The 16031-nt window shown below is 71.7% G+C and carries 1 protein-coding gene (running past one end of the window); it reads left to right on the top strand.

Going from position 1 to position 16031, the window contains the following annotated elements; all coding sequences use genetic code 11:
- Nucleotides 1-16031, top strand: partial view of a type I polyketide synthase gene (locus ACSMTC_RS02110; protein WP_436557895.1) — the end only. It extends 18493 nt beyond the left edge of the window; 16031 of the gene's 34524 nt are visible here — the last part of the coding sequence; its start codon lies beyond the left edge, outside the window; its stop codon occupies nt 16029-16031.

The following is a 16031-nucleotide window of genomic DNA, read 5'->3' as shown; positions in this document are numbered from 1 at the left end:
TCCAGGCGCTGGGTGACGCCGGTATCGCTGCTCCGCTGTGGTGTGTGACGCGAGGCGCGGTGTCGACCGGTCGTAGCGACCGGCTCGGCAGCCCGGCTCAGGCTCAGGTCTGGGGGCTTGGCAGGGTGGTGGCGCTGGAGCATCCGGAGCGTTGGGGTGGTCTGGTCGATCTGCCGGAGGTGCTGGACGAGCGTGCGCTGTCGCGGCTGGCGGGTGTGCTGGCGGGTGGCGAGGATCAGGTCGCGGTGCGGGCGTCGGGTGTGTTCGCCCGTCGTCTGGTGCGGGCCGTGCGTGGCGAGGGCGTCGCCTGGAAGCCGTCCGGGACGGTTCTGGTGACGGGTGGTACGGGTGCGCTGGGTGCGGAGGTCGCGCGCTGGCTGGCCCGTAACGGTGCCGAGCACCTGGTGCTGACCAGCCGCCGGGGCCTGGAGGCTCCCGGTGCGGTCGAACTGCGTGATGAGCTGGCCGAGTTGGGTGCTGCTGTGACGGTGGCTGCGTGTGATGTGGCCGACCGTGGGGCGCTGGCGGAGCTGCTCGGCACTGTCGAGGTGTCGGCGGTGTTCCACACCGCCGGTGTGCTGGATGACGGTGTGGTGGACGGTCTGACGGTGGAGCGGTTCGCGACCGTGGCCCGTCCGAAGGTGGGCGCGGCGCTGAATCTGCACGAGCTGACGTCCGACCTCTCCGCGTTCGTGCTGTTCTCGTCGATGGCGGGTTCGGTCGGCAGTGCGGGGCAGGGCAACTATGCCGCCGCGAACGCCTTCCTGGACGCACTCGCGGAGCAGCGCCGGGCCGATGGCCTGGTTGCCACCTCGATCGCCTGGGGTGCCTGGGCCGAGGCCGGCCTGGCCACCGATGACGTGGTCGCCGAGCGACTGCGCCGCGACGGTGTACCCGGGATGGCGCCCGGTCTGGCGATCAGCGCGATGCAGCAGGCCCTGGACAGCGGCGATGTGGCACTGACGATCGCCGATATCGTCTGGGACCGGCTTGCCGCCGAGTTCAACGCCATCCGGCCGAGCGCCCTGTTCAGCGAGATCCCGGAGGTCGTACGCTTCCTGGCCGCCGCCGAGGCGCAGGCCGAGGACTCCAAGAGCGCGACCGGCTCCTCGCTGGCGCAGCGGCTGGCGGGTCTGTCGGAGGTGGAGCGGAGCCGTGCGCTGCTGGAGCTGGTGCGTGCGCAGGTCGCGGCTGTGCTGGGTTACGCGGGTTCGGATGCCGTGGAGGCGGGTCGGGCGTTCAAGGAGCTCGGGTTCGACTCGCTGACCGCTGTCGATCTGCGTAACCGTCTGAACGCGGCCACCGGTCTTCGGCTCCCGGCCACGCTGGTCTTCGACTACCCGTCGGCGACAGCGCTGGCGGAGCACCTGCGGTCCGAACTACTGGGCCAGGAGCCCGAGATGGCCGCACCGATCGCGGTAGCCGCCCCGGTGAAGGACGAGCCGATCGCGATCGTCGCGATGAGCTGCCGCTTCCCCGGTGGTGTCCGTTCGCCCGAAGAGCTGTGGCAGCTGCTGATGGCCGGCGGAGACGCGGTCGTGGACTTCCCGACCGACCGTGGCTGGGACCTGGACGGCCTCTTCGACCCGGACCCGGACCAGCTCGGCAAGATCTACACCCGTAAGGGCGCCTTCCTCCAGGACGCGACCCGGTTCGACTCCGCGTTCTTCGGCATCAGCCCGCGTGAGGCGACCGCCATGGACCCGCAGCAGCGGCTGCTGCTCGAGACCTCCTGGGAGGTCTTCGAGCGGGCCGGCATCGACCCGGCCACCCTGCGCGGCAGCCAGTCGGGTGTCTTCATCGGCACCAACGGCCAGGACTACATCTCGCTCCTGACCGAGGGACAGGAAGGCGCCGAGGGCCACCGTCTGACGGGTACGGCGACGAGTGTCGTGTCGGGTCGTCTGTCGTACACGTTCGGGCTCGAGGGTCCGGCGGTGTCGGTGGACACGGCGTGTTCGGCGTCGTTGGTGGCGTTGCATCTGGCGGTGCAGGCGCTGCGCAACGGTGAGTGTGATCTGGCGCTGGCCGGTGGTGTGACGGTGATGTCGACGCCGGATCTGTTCGTGGAGTTCAGTCGTCAGCGTGGTCTGTCGGTGGACGGCCGGTGCAAGGCGTTCGCGGGTGCCGCGGACGGTACGGGCTGGGGCGAGGGCGCGGGCATGCTGCTGGTGGAGCGGCTGTCGGACGCGGAGCGCAACGGCCACCCGGTGCTGGCGATCGTGCGTGGCAGTGCGATCAACCAGGACGGAGCGTCGAACGGCCTGACGGCGCCGAACGGCCCGTCCCAGCAGCGGGTGATCCGGCAGGCGCTGGCCTCGGCCGGGCTGACGGCCGGTGAGGTCGATGCGGTGGAGGCGCACGGTACGGGGACGCGACTGGGCGACCCGATCGAGGCGCAGGCCCTGCTCGCCACCTACGGCCAGGAGCACTCGGACGACCGTCCGCTGCTGCTCGGCTCGGTGAAGTCCAACATCGGTCACACCCAGGCGGCTGCCGGTGTGGCGGGTGTGATCAAGATGGTGATGGCGATGCGGCACGGTGTGCTGCCGCAGACCCTGCACGTCGACGAGCCGACCCCGCACGTGGACTGGGCCTCGGGCGCGGTCTCGCTGCTGACCGAGACCACGGACTGGCCGCAGACCGGCCGTCCGCGCCGGGCGGGCATCTCCGCCTTCGGCGTCAGCGGTACCAACGCTCACACGATCCTGGAGCAGGCTCCGGCCGTCGAGACGGTGGCCGTTGAGGCGACCGTGTCGCCGTCGGTGGTGCCGGTGGTGCTGTCGGCGAAGGGCGAGGCGGCGCTGCGGGCCCAGGCCCAGGAGCTCCGGTCGCGAGTCGATGCCGACTCCGAGCCGACCGTGACGGACCTCGGCTACTCGCTGGCGACCACGCGAGCGGACTTCGAGTACCGCGCAGCCGTTGTGGCGGGTGAGCGTGCGGAGTTGGTGAGCGGGCTGGGTGCGCTGGTGGCCGGTGGGTCGGCCGCGAACCTGGTGCGGGGCACGGTGGTTGACGGTCGGGTGGCGTTCCTGTTCACGGGGCAGGGCAGCCAGCGGGCCGGTATGGGCCGTGAGCTGTACGAGGCGTTCCCGGTGTTCGCGGATGCGCTGGACGAGGTGTTCGCGCACCTGGATCAGCATCTGGACCGTCCGCTGCGCGACGTGGTGTTCGCGGGCGAGGGGCTGGACCAGACCGGGTTCACGCAGCCGGCGCTGTTCGCCATCGAGGTGGCGCTGTTCCGTCTGGTCGAGGCGTGGGGTCTGCGGCCGGATGTGCTGGCCGGGCATTCGATCGGTGAGATCGCTGCCGCGCATGTGGCGGGTGTGCTGTCGCTGGCGGACGCGGCTGCTCTGGTGGCCGCGCGTGGCCGGTTGATGCAGGCGCTGCCGGTTGGTGGTGCGATGGTGGCGGTGCAGGCCTCGGAGGATGAGGTACTGCCGTTCGTCACCGGCGAGTTGGGGATCGCTGCTGTCAACGGGCCGACCTCGGTGGTGATTTCCGGTGCCGAGCAGGCCGTCACGGCGGTCGCGGAGCAGCTGGCGGCGCAGGGTCGCAAGACCAAGCGGCTGACGGTGAGCCACGCGTTCCACTCGCCGTTGATGGAGCCGATGCTCGCGGAGTTCCGTACGGTCGTCGAGGGGCTGGCCTTCGGCGAGCCGAGGATTCCGATCGTGTCGACCCTCACCGGTGGGATCGCGGAGGAGATCCGCACCGCCGAGTACTGGGTGCGCCACGTCCGCGAGGCGGTCCGCTTCCACGACGCGATCCAGGCACTGGAGTCTGAAGGTGTCCGTACTTTCGTGGAGTTGGGCCCGGACGGGGTGCTCTCCGCGATGGGTCAGGAGTGTGTGACCGGTGACGCAGTGTTCGCGTCGCTGCTGCGCGCGGGCCGTCCCGAGGTGCAGACGCTGACCACCGCTGTCGCCAAGGCGTACGTCCGTGGTGCAACCATCGACTGGCAGGCGGTCTTCGCCGGCCAGGGCGCCCGCCGGGTGGACCTGCCGACCTACGCCTTCCAGCGCCAGCACTACTGGCCGGAGCGGTCGGCCGTAACCACCGGTGATGTCACGGCAGTTGGTCTGACTGCGGCCGGGCACCCGCTGCTCGGTGCGGCGGTCTCGCTCGCCGCCGTCGACGGGTTCCTCTTCACCGGCCGGCTCTCCGTGCAGTCGCACCCGTGGCTGGCCGATCACGCGGTGATGGGCAGTGTGCTGCTGCCGGGTACCGCCTTCGTGGAGCTCGCCATCCGAGCCGGTGACCAGGTCGGCTGCGGGTCGCTGGAGGAGCTGACGCTGGAGGCGCCGCTGGTGCTGCCCGAGCATGGCGGAGTCCAGGTCCAGCTCTCGGTCGAGGCGGCCGACGACTCCGGACGGCGTTCGCTGAGTCTGCACTCGCGGACGGATGACGCCTCCGGCCAGGAGCTGTGGACCCGGCACGCCACCGGTGTGCTCGCGCCGGGTGCTCAGGCCCAGGCCTTGTTCGAGCTGGCGGAGTGGCCCCCGGCCGGTGCGGCCGAGGTCGGGGTCGAGGACCTGTACGAGGTGTTCGACGAGGCCGGCTTCGGTTACGGTCCGGTGTTCCAGGGCCTGCGCGCCGCCTGGCGCAAGGATGAGGACGTGTACGCCGAGGTCCGGCTGCCCGAGAGTGCCCGTGCGGATGCCGCACTCTTCGGTCTGCACCCGGCACTGCTCGACGCCGCGCTGCACGCGGTGGGCATCGGCAACCTGCTGGAGGAGAACGGCGGCGGACGCCTCCCGTTCGCCTGGAACGGCGTGACCCTGTACGCGGCCGGCGCCTCGGCGGTGCGGGTACGGATGTCCCCTGCGGGCAGCCGGGACACGGTGTCGGTGCTGCTGGCGGACGAGTCCGGGAAGCCGGTCGCCTCCGTTGAGTCGCTGGCGATGCGCGAGGTGTCCGAGGAGCAGGTCCGGGCCGCCCGCGCTGGCTTCGTGGAGTCGCTGTTCCGGGTGGAGTGGACCGCGCTGCCGGCGTCTGCGGCCTCCGTGGGCCGTTGGGCGGTCCTCGGGACCGATCCGTTCGGTACCGGGATCGAGAGCTTTGCCGACCTGGCCGCGCTCGGTGCGGCCGTGGACGGCGGCGTGGCGGTGCCCGATGCGGTCTTCGTCTCGCCGGCGGACTCCGCCTCGGCCGACACCGCCTCGGCTGTCCGTACCGCGCTGCACGGTGTGCTCGGTGTGGTGCAGGAGTGGCTGGCGGACGAGCGGTTCGCCTCCTCGCGCCTGGTGCTGGTGACGCGTGGTGCCGTCGCCGGCGGTGACGACATGGTCCACGCCCCGGTCTGGGGCCTGCTGCGCTCCGCGCAGTCCGAGAACCCCGGCCGGTTCGTGCTGCTCGACCTCGACGGTGCGGAGAGCTCGTACCGAGCCGTGGCCGGTGCCCTGGCCTCCGGAGAGCCGGAACTGGCAGTCCGGGAAGGGGCCGTACGGGTCCCGCGTCTGGCGCGGGTGGCGGCGGTGTCCGATGTGGCGCGGCCGGTGTTCGATGCGAGCGGCACGGTGCTGATCACGGGTGCGTCCGGGATGCTGGGTGCTCTGGTCGCGCGTCATCTGGTGGCCGAGCACGGTGTGCGCAGTCTGCTGCTGGTGTCGCGTCGTGGTGCGGATGCGCCGGGTGCGGCCGAACTGGTGGCCGAGCTGGCCGAGTCGGGTGCGTCGGTGGCGGTGGCGGCCTGTGATGTCGCGGACCGTGGTGCGCTGGTGGAGGTGCTGGCGTCGGTTCCCACCGAGTTCCCGTTGACGGGTGTGGTGCATACGGCGGGTGTGCTGGACGACGGCGTCGTCTCCGCGCTGACGCCGGAGCGGATCGACACCGTTCTGCGTCCGAAGGTGGATGCGGCGCTCAACCTGCACGAGCTCACCGCTGAGCTGGACCTGAGCGCGTTCGTCCTGTTCTCCTCCGCCGCCGGCACCTTCGGCGGCCTCGGCCAGGGCAACTACGCGGCCGCCAACGTCTTCCTGGACGCCCTCGCCGCCCGCCGCCGCGCCGCCGGCCTCCCCGCGACTTCGCTCGCCTGGGGTGCCTGGGCGGACGGCGGCATGGTCGGCAGCCTGGCTGAGGTCGACGTACGGCGGATGAGCCGTGGCGGCGTACAGGGCATGCTCGCGGCCGAAGGTCTGGCGCTGTTCGACGCGGCGTGCGCCGCGGACGAGGCGACGCTGGTGCCGATGCGGCTCGACCTGGCGGCGCTTCGTGCCGAGGCGGTGGCGGGCACTCTCCCCGCCCTGCTGCGCGGACTGGTCAGGACGCCCGTTCGCCGGGCCGTCGAGGCCAACTCGTCTGGTGCGGCGGCCGGTTCGGGTCTCGCCGGACGTCTGGCCGGGCTGTCCGTGGCGGAGCGGGATGCCATGCTGCTCGATCTGGTGTGTGCGCGGGTGGCGTCGGTGCTGGGTTACGCGGATGCGGCTGCGGTGGAGGCGGGTCGGGCGTTCAAGGAGCTGGGGTTCGATTCGCTGACGGCGGTCGAGCTGCGCAATGAGCTCAATGGTGTGACGGGTCTGCGGCTTCCGGCGACGCTGGTGTTCGACTACCCGAGTCCTGCCGCGCTGGCCGCTTTTCTGCGGTCGGAGCTGGTGGGCGAGGAGGCCGGGGCATCGGTTGCCGCTCCGGTGGTGGTGCTGGATGACGAGCCGGTCGCGATCGTCGGGATGAGCTGCCGCTACCCGGGTGGTGTGGAGTCGCCGGAGGATCTGTGGCGGCTGGTGTTCGAGGGCAGGGACGCGGTTTCGGGGTTCCCGACGGGTCGTGGCTGGGATCTCGATGGTCTCTATCACCCGGATCCGGATCACCAGGGCACCTCGTATGCCCGTGAGGGGGGGTTCCTGCATGACGCGGGTCTGTTCGACCCGGCGTTCTTCGGGATCTCGCCGCGTGAGGCGATCGCGATGGACCCGCAGCAGCGGCTGCTGCTTGAGACTTCCTGGGAGGCGTTCGAGCGGGCGGGGATCGACCCGGCGACCGTGCGCGGCAGCCGTACCGGTGTGTTCGCGGGTGTGATGTACCACGACTACGCGACGGGTGTCGGTGAGCTGCCGGACGGTGTGGAGGGCTACCTCGGCACGGGTAACTCGGGCAGCATCGCCTCCGGCCGTGTCGCCTACACGCTCGGTCTGGAGGGCCCGGCCGTCACGGTCGACACCGCCTGCTCCTCCTCACTGGTTGCCCTGCACTGGGCGATCCAGGCGCTGCGCAATGGCGAGTGCACCATGGCACTGGCCGGCGGTGTGGCGATCATGTCCACCCCGGAGGTGTTCGTCGACTTCAGCCGTCAGCGGGCGCTCTCCGTGGACGGCCGCTGCCGGGCGTTCTCGGCCGGCGCGGACGGCACGGGCTGGGGTGAGGGTGTCGGCATGCTGCTGGTGGAGCGGCTGTCGGACGCGGAGCGCAACGGGCACCCGGTGCTCGCGGTGATCCGTGGTTCGGCGATCAACCAGGACGGTGCGTCGAACGGTCTGACGGCGCCGAACGGTCCGTCGCAGCAGCGGGTGATCCGGCAGGCGCTGGTGAACGCGGGTCTGTCGGCCGATGAGGTCGATGCGGTGGAGGCGCACGGTACGGGTACCACGCTGGGTGACCCGATCGAGGCGCAGGCGCTGCTCGCCACCTACGGTCAGGAGCACCCGGAGGACCGTCCGCTGTGGCTGGGTTCGCTGAAGTCGAACATCGGTCACACCCAGGCGGCGGCGGGTGTCGGCGGCATCATCAAGATGGTGATGGCGATGCGGCAGGGTGTGCTGCCGCAGACGCTGCATGTGAACGAGCCCTCGCCGAAGGTGGATTGGGCTTCGGGTGCGGTGTCGCTGCTGACGGAGTCGCGGCCGTGGCCGGAGACGGGTCGTCCGCGTCGTGCGGCGGTGTCGTCGTTCGGTATCAGCGGTACCAACGCGCACACCATCCTCGAGTACGCCCCGGTGGCTGTTGAGGAGCCGGCGGAGACCGACTCCCGCACCGTCCCGCTCCTGCTGTCCGCGCAGAGTGCCTCGGCCCTGCGGGGGCAGGCTGCGCGGTTGAGTGTGCACCTGGTGGAGCGGTCGGAGCTGTCGCTGGCGGATGTGGGTTACTCGTTGGTGGCGTCCCGGGCCGGGTTCGAGCATCGGGCGGTGGTGGTCGCGGGTGACCGTGAGGCTGCTGTTCGGGGTCTGGAGGCGCTGGCGTCCGGTGAGCCGGGTGCGGGTGTGGTCCAGGGCGTGGCCGGTTCGGCGGGGAAGGTGGCGTTCGTCTTCCCGGGGCAGGGGTCGCAGTGGGCGGCGATGGCGGTGGAGCTCCTGGAGAGCTCTGTGGTGTTCGCGGAGCGGATGGGGGAGTGTGGCGTCGCGTTGGCGCCGTTCACGGACTGGTCGCTGCTGGACGTTGTGCGTGGCGAGGTGGGTGAGGCGTGGCTGGAGCGGGTGGATGTGGTCCAGCCGGTGCTGTGGGCCGTGATGGTCTCGCTCGCCGAGGTGTGGCGTGCTGCGGGTGTGGAGCCGTCGGTGGTGGTCGGTCACTCGCAGGGTGAGATCGCGGCCGCTGTGGTGGCGGGTGCGCTGTCGCTGGAGGACGGGGCGCGTGTTGTGGCGCTGCGCAGTCGGGCCATCGCTGGTGGGCTTGCGGGTCGTGGTGGGATGGTGTCGGTCGCGTTGCCGGTGGAGGCGGTGCGTGAGCGGTTGACGGTGTGGGGTGAGGCGCGGATCTCGGTCGCGGCGGTGAACGGGCCGTCGTCGGTGGTGGTTTCGGGTGAGCCGGCCGCGCTGGATGAGCTGATCGCCTCGTGCGAGGCGGACGGCGTTCGCGCCCGCCGGGTGCCGGTGGATTACGCCTCGCACTCGGCGCAGGTGGAGTCGATCCGCAGTGAACTGCTGGATGTTCTGCAGGGCGTGACCCCGCGTGCGGGTCGGGTGCCGCTGCTGTCCACGGTGACCGGTGAGCTGGTCGACGGTTCGGGTATGGACGCCGAGTACTGGTACACCAACCTCCGTGCCACGGTGGAGTTCGCGGACGCGACGCGCGCACTGCTGGAGGACCACGGCGTCGGCACCTTCGTCGAGGTGAGCGCGCACCCTGTGCTCGCCATGGCGGTGCAGGAGAGTATCGAGCGGACCGGCCGCGACGCCACCGCCTTCGGTACCCTGCGCCGCCAGGAGGGCGGCCTGGAGCGGCTGTTCACCTCATTCGCCGAGGCCCATGTGCGGGGCGTTCGGGTGGACTGGCAGTCGTTCTTCGCGGGGCTGAACACGCGGCAGGTGGAGCTGCCGACCTACGCCTTCCAGCGTGAGTGGTACTGGCTGGAGGCGGCGGCACCGGTGGCCGGTGCCGCGCCGGTCGACGAGGCGGATGCCCGCTTCTGGGAGGCCGTGGAGAAGGGCGACCTGGACGCACTCGCCGCGACCCTGGAGGTCGAGGGCGGCAGCGAGCTGGGCGCCGTGCTCCCGATGCTGTCGGCCTGGCGCCGGCAGAGCCGTGAGCAGTCCACGGTGGACGGCTGGCGCTACCGGGTGAGCTGGAAGCCGGTCACGGACGGTGGTGCGGGTGTGCTGTCGGGCGCCTGGCTGCTGGCGGTCCCGGCGGGGTACGGCGAGGACGCGGCCGTTGAGGGTGTGGTCCGGATGCTGTCCGGCCGTGGCGTGGACGTGCGCCGGATCGAGCTGGACGCGGCCAGTGCTGACCGTGTCGCGGTGGCCGAACTGCTCCGCGAGACGGTCGCCGCCGGTGACTCCGTCGCGGGTGTGCTGTCCCTGCTGGCACTGAACGAGGCCCCGCACAGCGAGAGTTCGGGTGTGCCGTCCGGAACCGCCGGGACTCTGGCGCTGGTCCAGGCGCTGGGTGACGCCGGTATCGCTGCTCCGCTGTGGTGTGTGACGCGGGGTGCGGTGTCGACCGGACGCAGTGACCGGCTCGGCAGCCCGGCTCAGGCTCAGGTCTGGGGTCTGGGCCGGGTGGTGGCGCTGGAGCACCCGGAGCGTTGGGGTGGTCTGGTCGATCTGCCGGAGACGCTGGACGAGCGTGCGCTGTCGCGCCTGGCGGGTGTGCTGGCGGGTGGCGAGGATCAGGTCGCGGTGCGGGCGTCGGGTGTGTTCGCCCGTCGTCTGGTGCGGGCCGCGCGTGGTGAGTCCGTGGCCTGGAAGCCGTCCGGGACGGTTCTGGTGACGGGTGGTACGGGTGCGCTGGGTGCGGAGGTCGCGCGCTGGCTGGCCCGTAACGGTGCCGAGCACCTGGTGCTGACCAGCCGCCGGGGCCTGGAGGCTCCCGGTGCGGTTGAACTGCGTGATGAGCTGGCCGAGTTGGGTGCTGCTGTGACGGTGGCCGCGTGTGATGTGGCCGACCGTGGGGCGCTGGCGGAGCTGCTCGGCACGGTCGAGGTGTCGGCGGTGTTCCACACCGCCGGTGTGCTGGATGACGGTGTGGTGGACGGTCTGACGGTGGAGCGGTTCGCGACCGTGGCCCGTCCGAAGGTGGACGCGGCGCTGAATCTGCACGAGCTGACCTCGGACCTCTCCGCTTTCGTCCTGTTCTCGTCGATGGCGGGTTCGGTCGGCAGCGCGGGTCAGGGCAACTACGCCGCCGCGAACGCCTTCCTGGACGCACTCGCCGAGCAGCGCCGGGCCGATGGCCTGGTCGCCACCTCGATCGCCTGGGGTGCCTGGGCCGAGGCCGGCCTGGCCACCGAAGACGTGGTCGCCGAGCGACTGCGCCGCGACGGCGTCGTCGGCATGGCGCCCGGTCTGGCGATCACCGCGATGCAGCACGCCCTGGACAACGGTGACGTCGCGCTGACGATCGCCGATGTGGACTGGGACAAGGTGGCGGCCGAGACCGCCGCAGTCCGCCCGAGTGCGCTCTTCGACGAGATTCCCGAGGCGCGCAAGGTCATGGAGGCGGCGCTCACACCGTCTGGTGGCGCTGCCGACGGAGCATCCTCGCTGGCGCAGCGGCTGGCGGGTCTGTCGGAGGTGGAGCGGAGCCGTGCGCTGCTGGAGCTGGTGCGTGCGCAGGTCGCGGCTGTGCTGGGTTACGCGGGTTCGGATGCCGTGGAGGCGGGTCGGGCGTTCAAGGAGCTCGGGTTCGACTCGCTGACCGCTGTCGATCTGCGTAACCGTCTGAACGCGGCCACCGGTCTTCGGCTCCCGGCCACGCTGGTCTTCGACTACCCGTCGGCGACGGCGCTGGCCGAGCACCTGCGGTCCGAACTGCTGGGCCAGGAGCCCGAGACGGCCGCGCCGGTGGTCGTGTCGGCCGCTGCTGACGACGACCCGGTCGCCATCGTCGCGATGAGCTGCCGCTTCCCGGGCGGTGTCACCACACCCGAGGAGCTCTGGCAGCTGCTGGTCGCGGGCGGTGACGCCATCGCCGAGTTCCCGACCGACCGTGGCTGGGACCTCGACGGCCTCTACCACCCGGACCCGGACCACCAGGGCACCACGTACGCCCGCGAGGGCGGCTTCCTGGACGAGGTCACCAAGTTCGACCCGGCGTTCTTCGGCATCTCGCCGCGCGAGGCCCTGTCGATGGACCCGCAGCAGCGGCTGCTGCTCGAGACCTCCTGGGAGGTCTTCGAGCGGGCCGGCATCGACCCGGCCACGCTGCGCGGCAGCCAGGCGGGTGTGTTCGTCGGCACCAACGGCCAGGACTACGCCAACCTGCTGGTGGACGGCCTGGAAGGTGTCGAGGGCCACCGTCTGACGGGTACGGCGACGAGTGTCGTGTCGGGTCGTCTGTCGTACACGTTCGGGCTCGAGGGTCCGGCGGTGTCGGTGGATACGGCGTGTTCGGCGTCGTTGGTGGCGTTGCATCTGGCGGTGCAGGCGCTGCGCAACGGTGAGTGTGATCTGGCGCTGGCCGGTGGTGTGACGGTGATGTCGACGCCGGATCTGTTCGTGGAGTTCAGCCGTCAGCGTGGTCTGTCGGTGGACGGCCGGTGCAAGGCGTTCGCGGGTGCCGCGGACGGTACGGGCTGGGGCGAGGGCGCGGGCATGCTGCTGGTGGAGCGGCTGTCGGACGCGGAGCGCAACGGCCACCCGGTGCTGGCGATCGTGCGTGGCAGTGCGATCAACCAGGACGGTGCGTCGAATGGTCTGACGGCGCCGAACGGTCCCTCGCAGCAGCGGGTGATCCGGCAGGCGCTGGCCTCGGCCGGGCTGACGGCCGGTGAGGTGGACGCGGTGGAGGCGCACGGTACGGGTACGCGGCTGGGTGACCCGATCGAGGCGCAGGCCCTGCTCGCGACGTATGGCAAGGACCGGGATGAGTCCTCGCCGCTGCTGCTGGGTTCGGTGAAGTCGAACATCGGCCACACGCAGGCGGCTGCCGGTGTGGCGGGTGTGATCAAGATGGTGATGGCGATGCGGCACGGTGTGCTGCCGCAGACCCTGCACGTCGACGAGCCCACCCCGCACGTGGACTGGACGTCCGGTGCGGTCTCACTGCTGACCGAGACCACGGACTGGCCGGAGACCGGCCGTCCGCGCCGGGCGGGCATCTCCGCCTTCGGTATCAGTGGTACCAACGCTCACACGATCCTGGAGCAGGCGCCGGTGGTCGAGGCGGTTGCTGTTGAGGCGGCTGTGTCGCCGTCGGTGGTGCCGGTGGTGTTCTCGGCGAAGGGCGAGGCAGCGCTGCGGGCGCAGGCGGAGCGGTTGCTGTCTGCGGGTGATGCCGAACTGGTGGATGTGGCTTACTCGTTGGCTACCGGGCGGGCGGCGCTGGAGCGTCGTGCGGTAGTGATCGCGGGTGAGCGCGCGGAGCTGGTGAGCGGGCTGGGTGCGCTGGTGGCCGGTGAGTCGGCCGCGAACCTGGTGCGGGGCACGGTGGTTGACGGTCAGGTGGCGTTCCTGTTCACGGGGCAGGGGAGCCAGCGGGCCGGGATGGGCCGTGAGCTGTACGAGGCGTTCCCGGTGTTCGCGGATGCGCTGGACGAGGTGTTCGCGCACCTGGACCAGCATCTGGACCGTCCGCTGCGGGAGGTTGTCTTCGGCGGCGAGGAGCTGGACCAGACCGGGTTCACGCAGCCGGCGCTGTTCGCGATCGAGGTGGCGTTGTTCCGGCTGGTCGAGGCGTGGGGCCTGCGGCCGGACTTCCTCGCTGGTCATTCGATCGGTGAGCTGGCCGCCGCGCATGTGGCGGGTGTGTTGTCGCTGGCGGATGCGGCCGCTCTGGTGGCGGCTCGTGGTCGGTTGATGCAGGCGCTGCCGGTTGGTGGTGCGATGGTGGCGGTGCAGGCCTCGGAGGACGAGGTACTGCCGCTGCTGACCGACGAGTTGGGGATCGCCGCTGTCAACGGGCCGACCTCGGTGGTGATCTCGGGTGCCGAGCAGGCCGTCACGGCGGTCGCGGAGCAGCTTGCGGCCCAGGGTCGCAAGACCAAGCGGCTGACGGTGAGCCACGCGTTCCACTCGCCGTTGATGGAGCCGATGCTCTCCGAGTTCCGCACGATCGCCGAGGGGCTGACCTTCGGCGAGCCGAGGATCCCGATCGTGTCCACCCTCACCGGTGGGATCACGGACGAGATCCGCACCGCCGAGTACTGGGTCCGCCACGTCCGCGAAGCCGTCCGCTTCCACGACGCGATCCAGGCACTGGAGTCTGAAGGTGTCCGCACTTTCGTGGAGTTGGGCCCGGACGGGGTGCTCTCCGCGATGGGTCAGGAGTGTGCCACCGAGGCGGTCGTCTTCGCCTCGGCACTGCGCGCAGGCCGCCCCGAGGTGCAAGCGCTGACCACCGCTGTCGCCCAGGCGTACGTCCGTGGTGCGGCCGTCGACTGGCAGGCGGTCTTCGCCGGTCAGGGTGCCCGTCGGGTGGATCTGCCGACCTACGCCTTCCAGCGCCAGCACTACTGGCCGGAGGCACTGCCGGCCGCCGCCAACCAGGCGGGCACGGGCTCGGACTCGACCGACGCCCGCTTCTGGGAGGCCGTGGAGAGCGAGGATCTGGCTGCTCTGGCCGCGACCCTGGAGCTGGACGCGGCGGACGCGCAGTCCCCGCTGAACGCCCTCTCGCCCGTACTGCCGGTGCTCTCCGCCTGGCGTCGCCAGCAGCGCGAGCAGTCGGTGGTGGACGGCTGGCGCTACCAGGTCACCTGGAAGCCGGCCGCCGAGAACCACGCCCCGGTCCCCGGCGCCTGGCTGCTGGCGGTACCGTCCGCCGAGGCCGAGGACGGCTGGGTGTCCGAGGTGGCCCGCACCCTCACCGAGAGCGGTGCCCGGGTCCGGCGGATCACCGTCGACACCGCCGGTTGCGACCGTGGCGCACTCGCGGCCGAGCTCCGCACCGCACACGCGGAGACCGAGGACCTGACCGGAGTGCTGTCGCTGCTGGCCCTGGACGAGCGGGAGCACCCGGTGTACCCGGCTCTGTCCGCCGGACTCGCCGCGACCACGCTGCTCACCCAGGCCCTGGGCGACGCCGGGATCGACGCACCGCTGTGGTGCGCGACGCGGGGTGCGGTCTCGACCGGCCGCAGCGACCGGCTCGGCAGCCCGGCCCAGGCCCAGGTCTGGGGTCTGGGCAGGGTGGTGGCCCTGGAGCACCCGGAGCGCTGGGGCGGTCTGGTCGACCTGCCGGAGGCCGTGGACGAGCGTGTCCTGGCCAGGCTGGCAGGGGCTCTCACGGGCGCGGACGGTGAGGACCAGCTGGCACTCCGCCGTTCGGGCGTGTTCGTCCGCAGGCTGGTCCGCGCCACCAGGCCGAGGACGGCCGGCGCCGCCTGGACACCGCGCGGCACGGTCCTGGTCACCGGCGGCACCGGTGCGCTCGGTGCCGAGGTCGCGCGCTGGCTGGCCCGGAACGGCGCCGAGCACCTGGTGCTCACCGGACGCCGGGGCGCCGACGCCCCGGGTGCGGCCGAACTCCGTGCCGAACTGGTCGAGTCGGGCGTCCAGGTCACCCTGGAGGCCTGCGACGCGGCCGACCGCTCGGCGGTGGAGGTCCTGGTCAAGCGGCTCGCGGCCGACTCCGTCACCCCGCTGCGCGCGGTGGTGCACGCGGCCGGCGTCACCCAGGACACCGCGTTGATGGACAGTGACCTGGCCGAGCTGGCCCGGGTCGTGGACGCCAAGGTGTCCGGAGCGGTCCACCTGGACGCCGCGCTCGGCGACACCGAACTGGACGCCTTCGTCCTCTTCTCCTCGATCGCCGGGGTGTGGGGGAGCGGCGGCCAGACCGGTTACGCGGCGGCCAACGCCTTCCTGGACGCCCTGGCCGAGCGGCGCCGCGCGGCCGGACTCGCGGCCACCTCGGTGGCCTGGGGACCGTGGGGCGAGATCGGGATGGCGGCCGACGACGACGCCGCCGAGCAGCTGCGGCGGCGCGGGCTGCGGGTGATGGCCCCGCAGCTCGGGATCGCCGCGCTCCAGCAGGCCCTGGACCACCAGGACACGGCGCTGACCGTCGCCGACGTCGACTGGGCGCTGTTCGCGCCGGCCTTCGCCGCCGCGCGCCCCCGCCCGCTGATCACCGAGCTCCCCGAGGTCCGCGAGGCGCTCGCGGAGGCCACGGCCGAGGCGGGTACCGAGGACCGGGCGGCGGCGTTCCAGGAGCGGCTGCGCGGCCTGGCCGCCGCCGACCAGGGACGCGCTCTGCTCGACCTGGTGCGCACCGAGGTGGCCGCCGTGCTCGGCTACGCCGGGGCCGGGGCGGTCGAGGCCGGACGGGCCTTCAACGAGCTCGGCTTCGACTCGCTCACCGCCGTCGAGCTGCGCAACCGCCTGAACGCGGCCGCCGGACTGCGCCTGCCGGCCAGCCTGGTGTTCGACTACCCGAACCCCGCCGCTCTGGCGGAGCACCTGCGGGCGGAACTGGTCGGAGAAGGCCCCGCCGACACGACTCCGGTACTCGCCGAACTCGACGCGCTGGACCGGACGCTCTCCGCCATCTCGCCCGACCACGCCGAACGCGCCCGCGTCACGGCCCGACTCCAGGCCCTCCTCTCGAAGTGGAACGCCGCCGACGGCCCCGCCGACGGCGCCGACGAGGACGAGCTCGACGACGTCTCGGCGGACGACCTCTTCGACATCATCAACAAGGAATTCGGCAGGTCCTGA

Source organism: Kitasatospora sp. HPM-01-4, from assembly GCF_051374625.1.
GTDB lineage: Bacteria > Actinomycetota > Actinomycetes > Streptomycetales > Streptomycetaceae > Kitasatospora.
The sequence above is the reverse complement of the archived record's forward strand: the minus strand, read 5'-3'. Positions and strand labels throughout refer to the sequence as shown.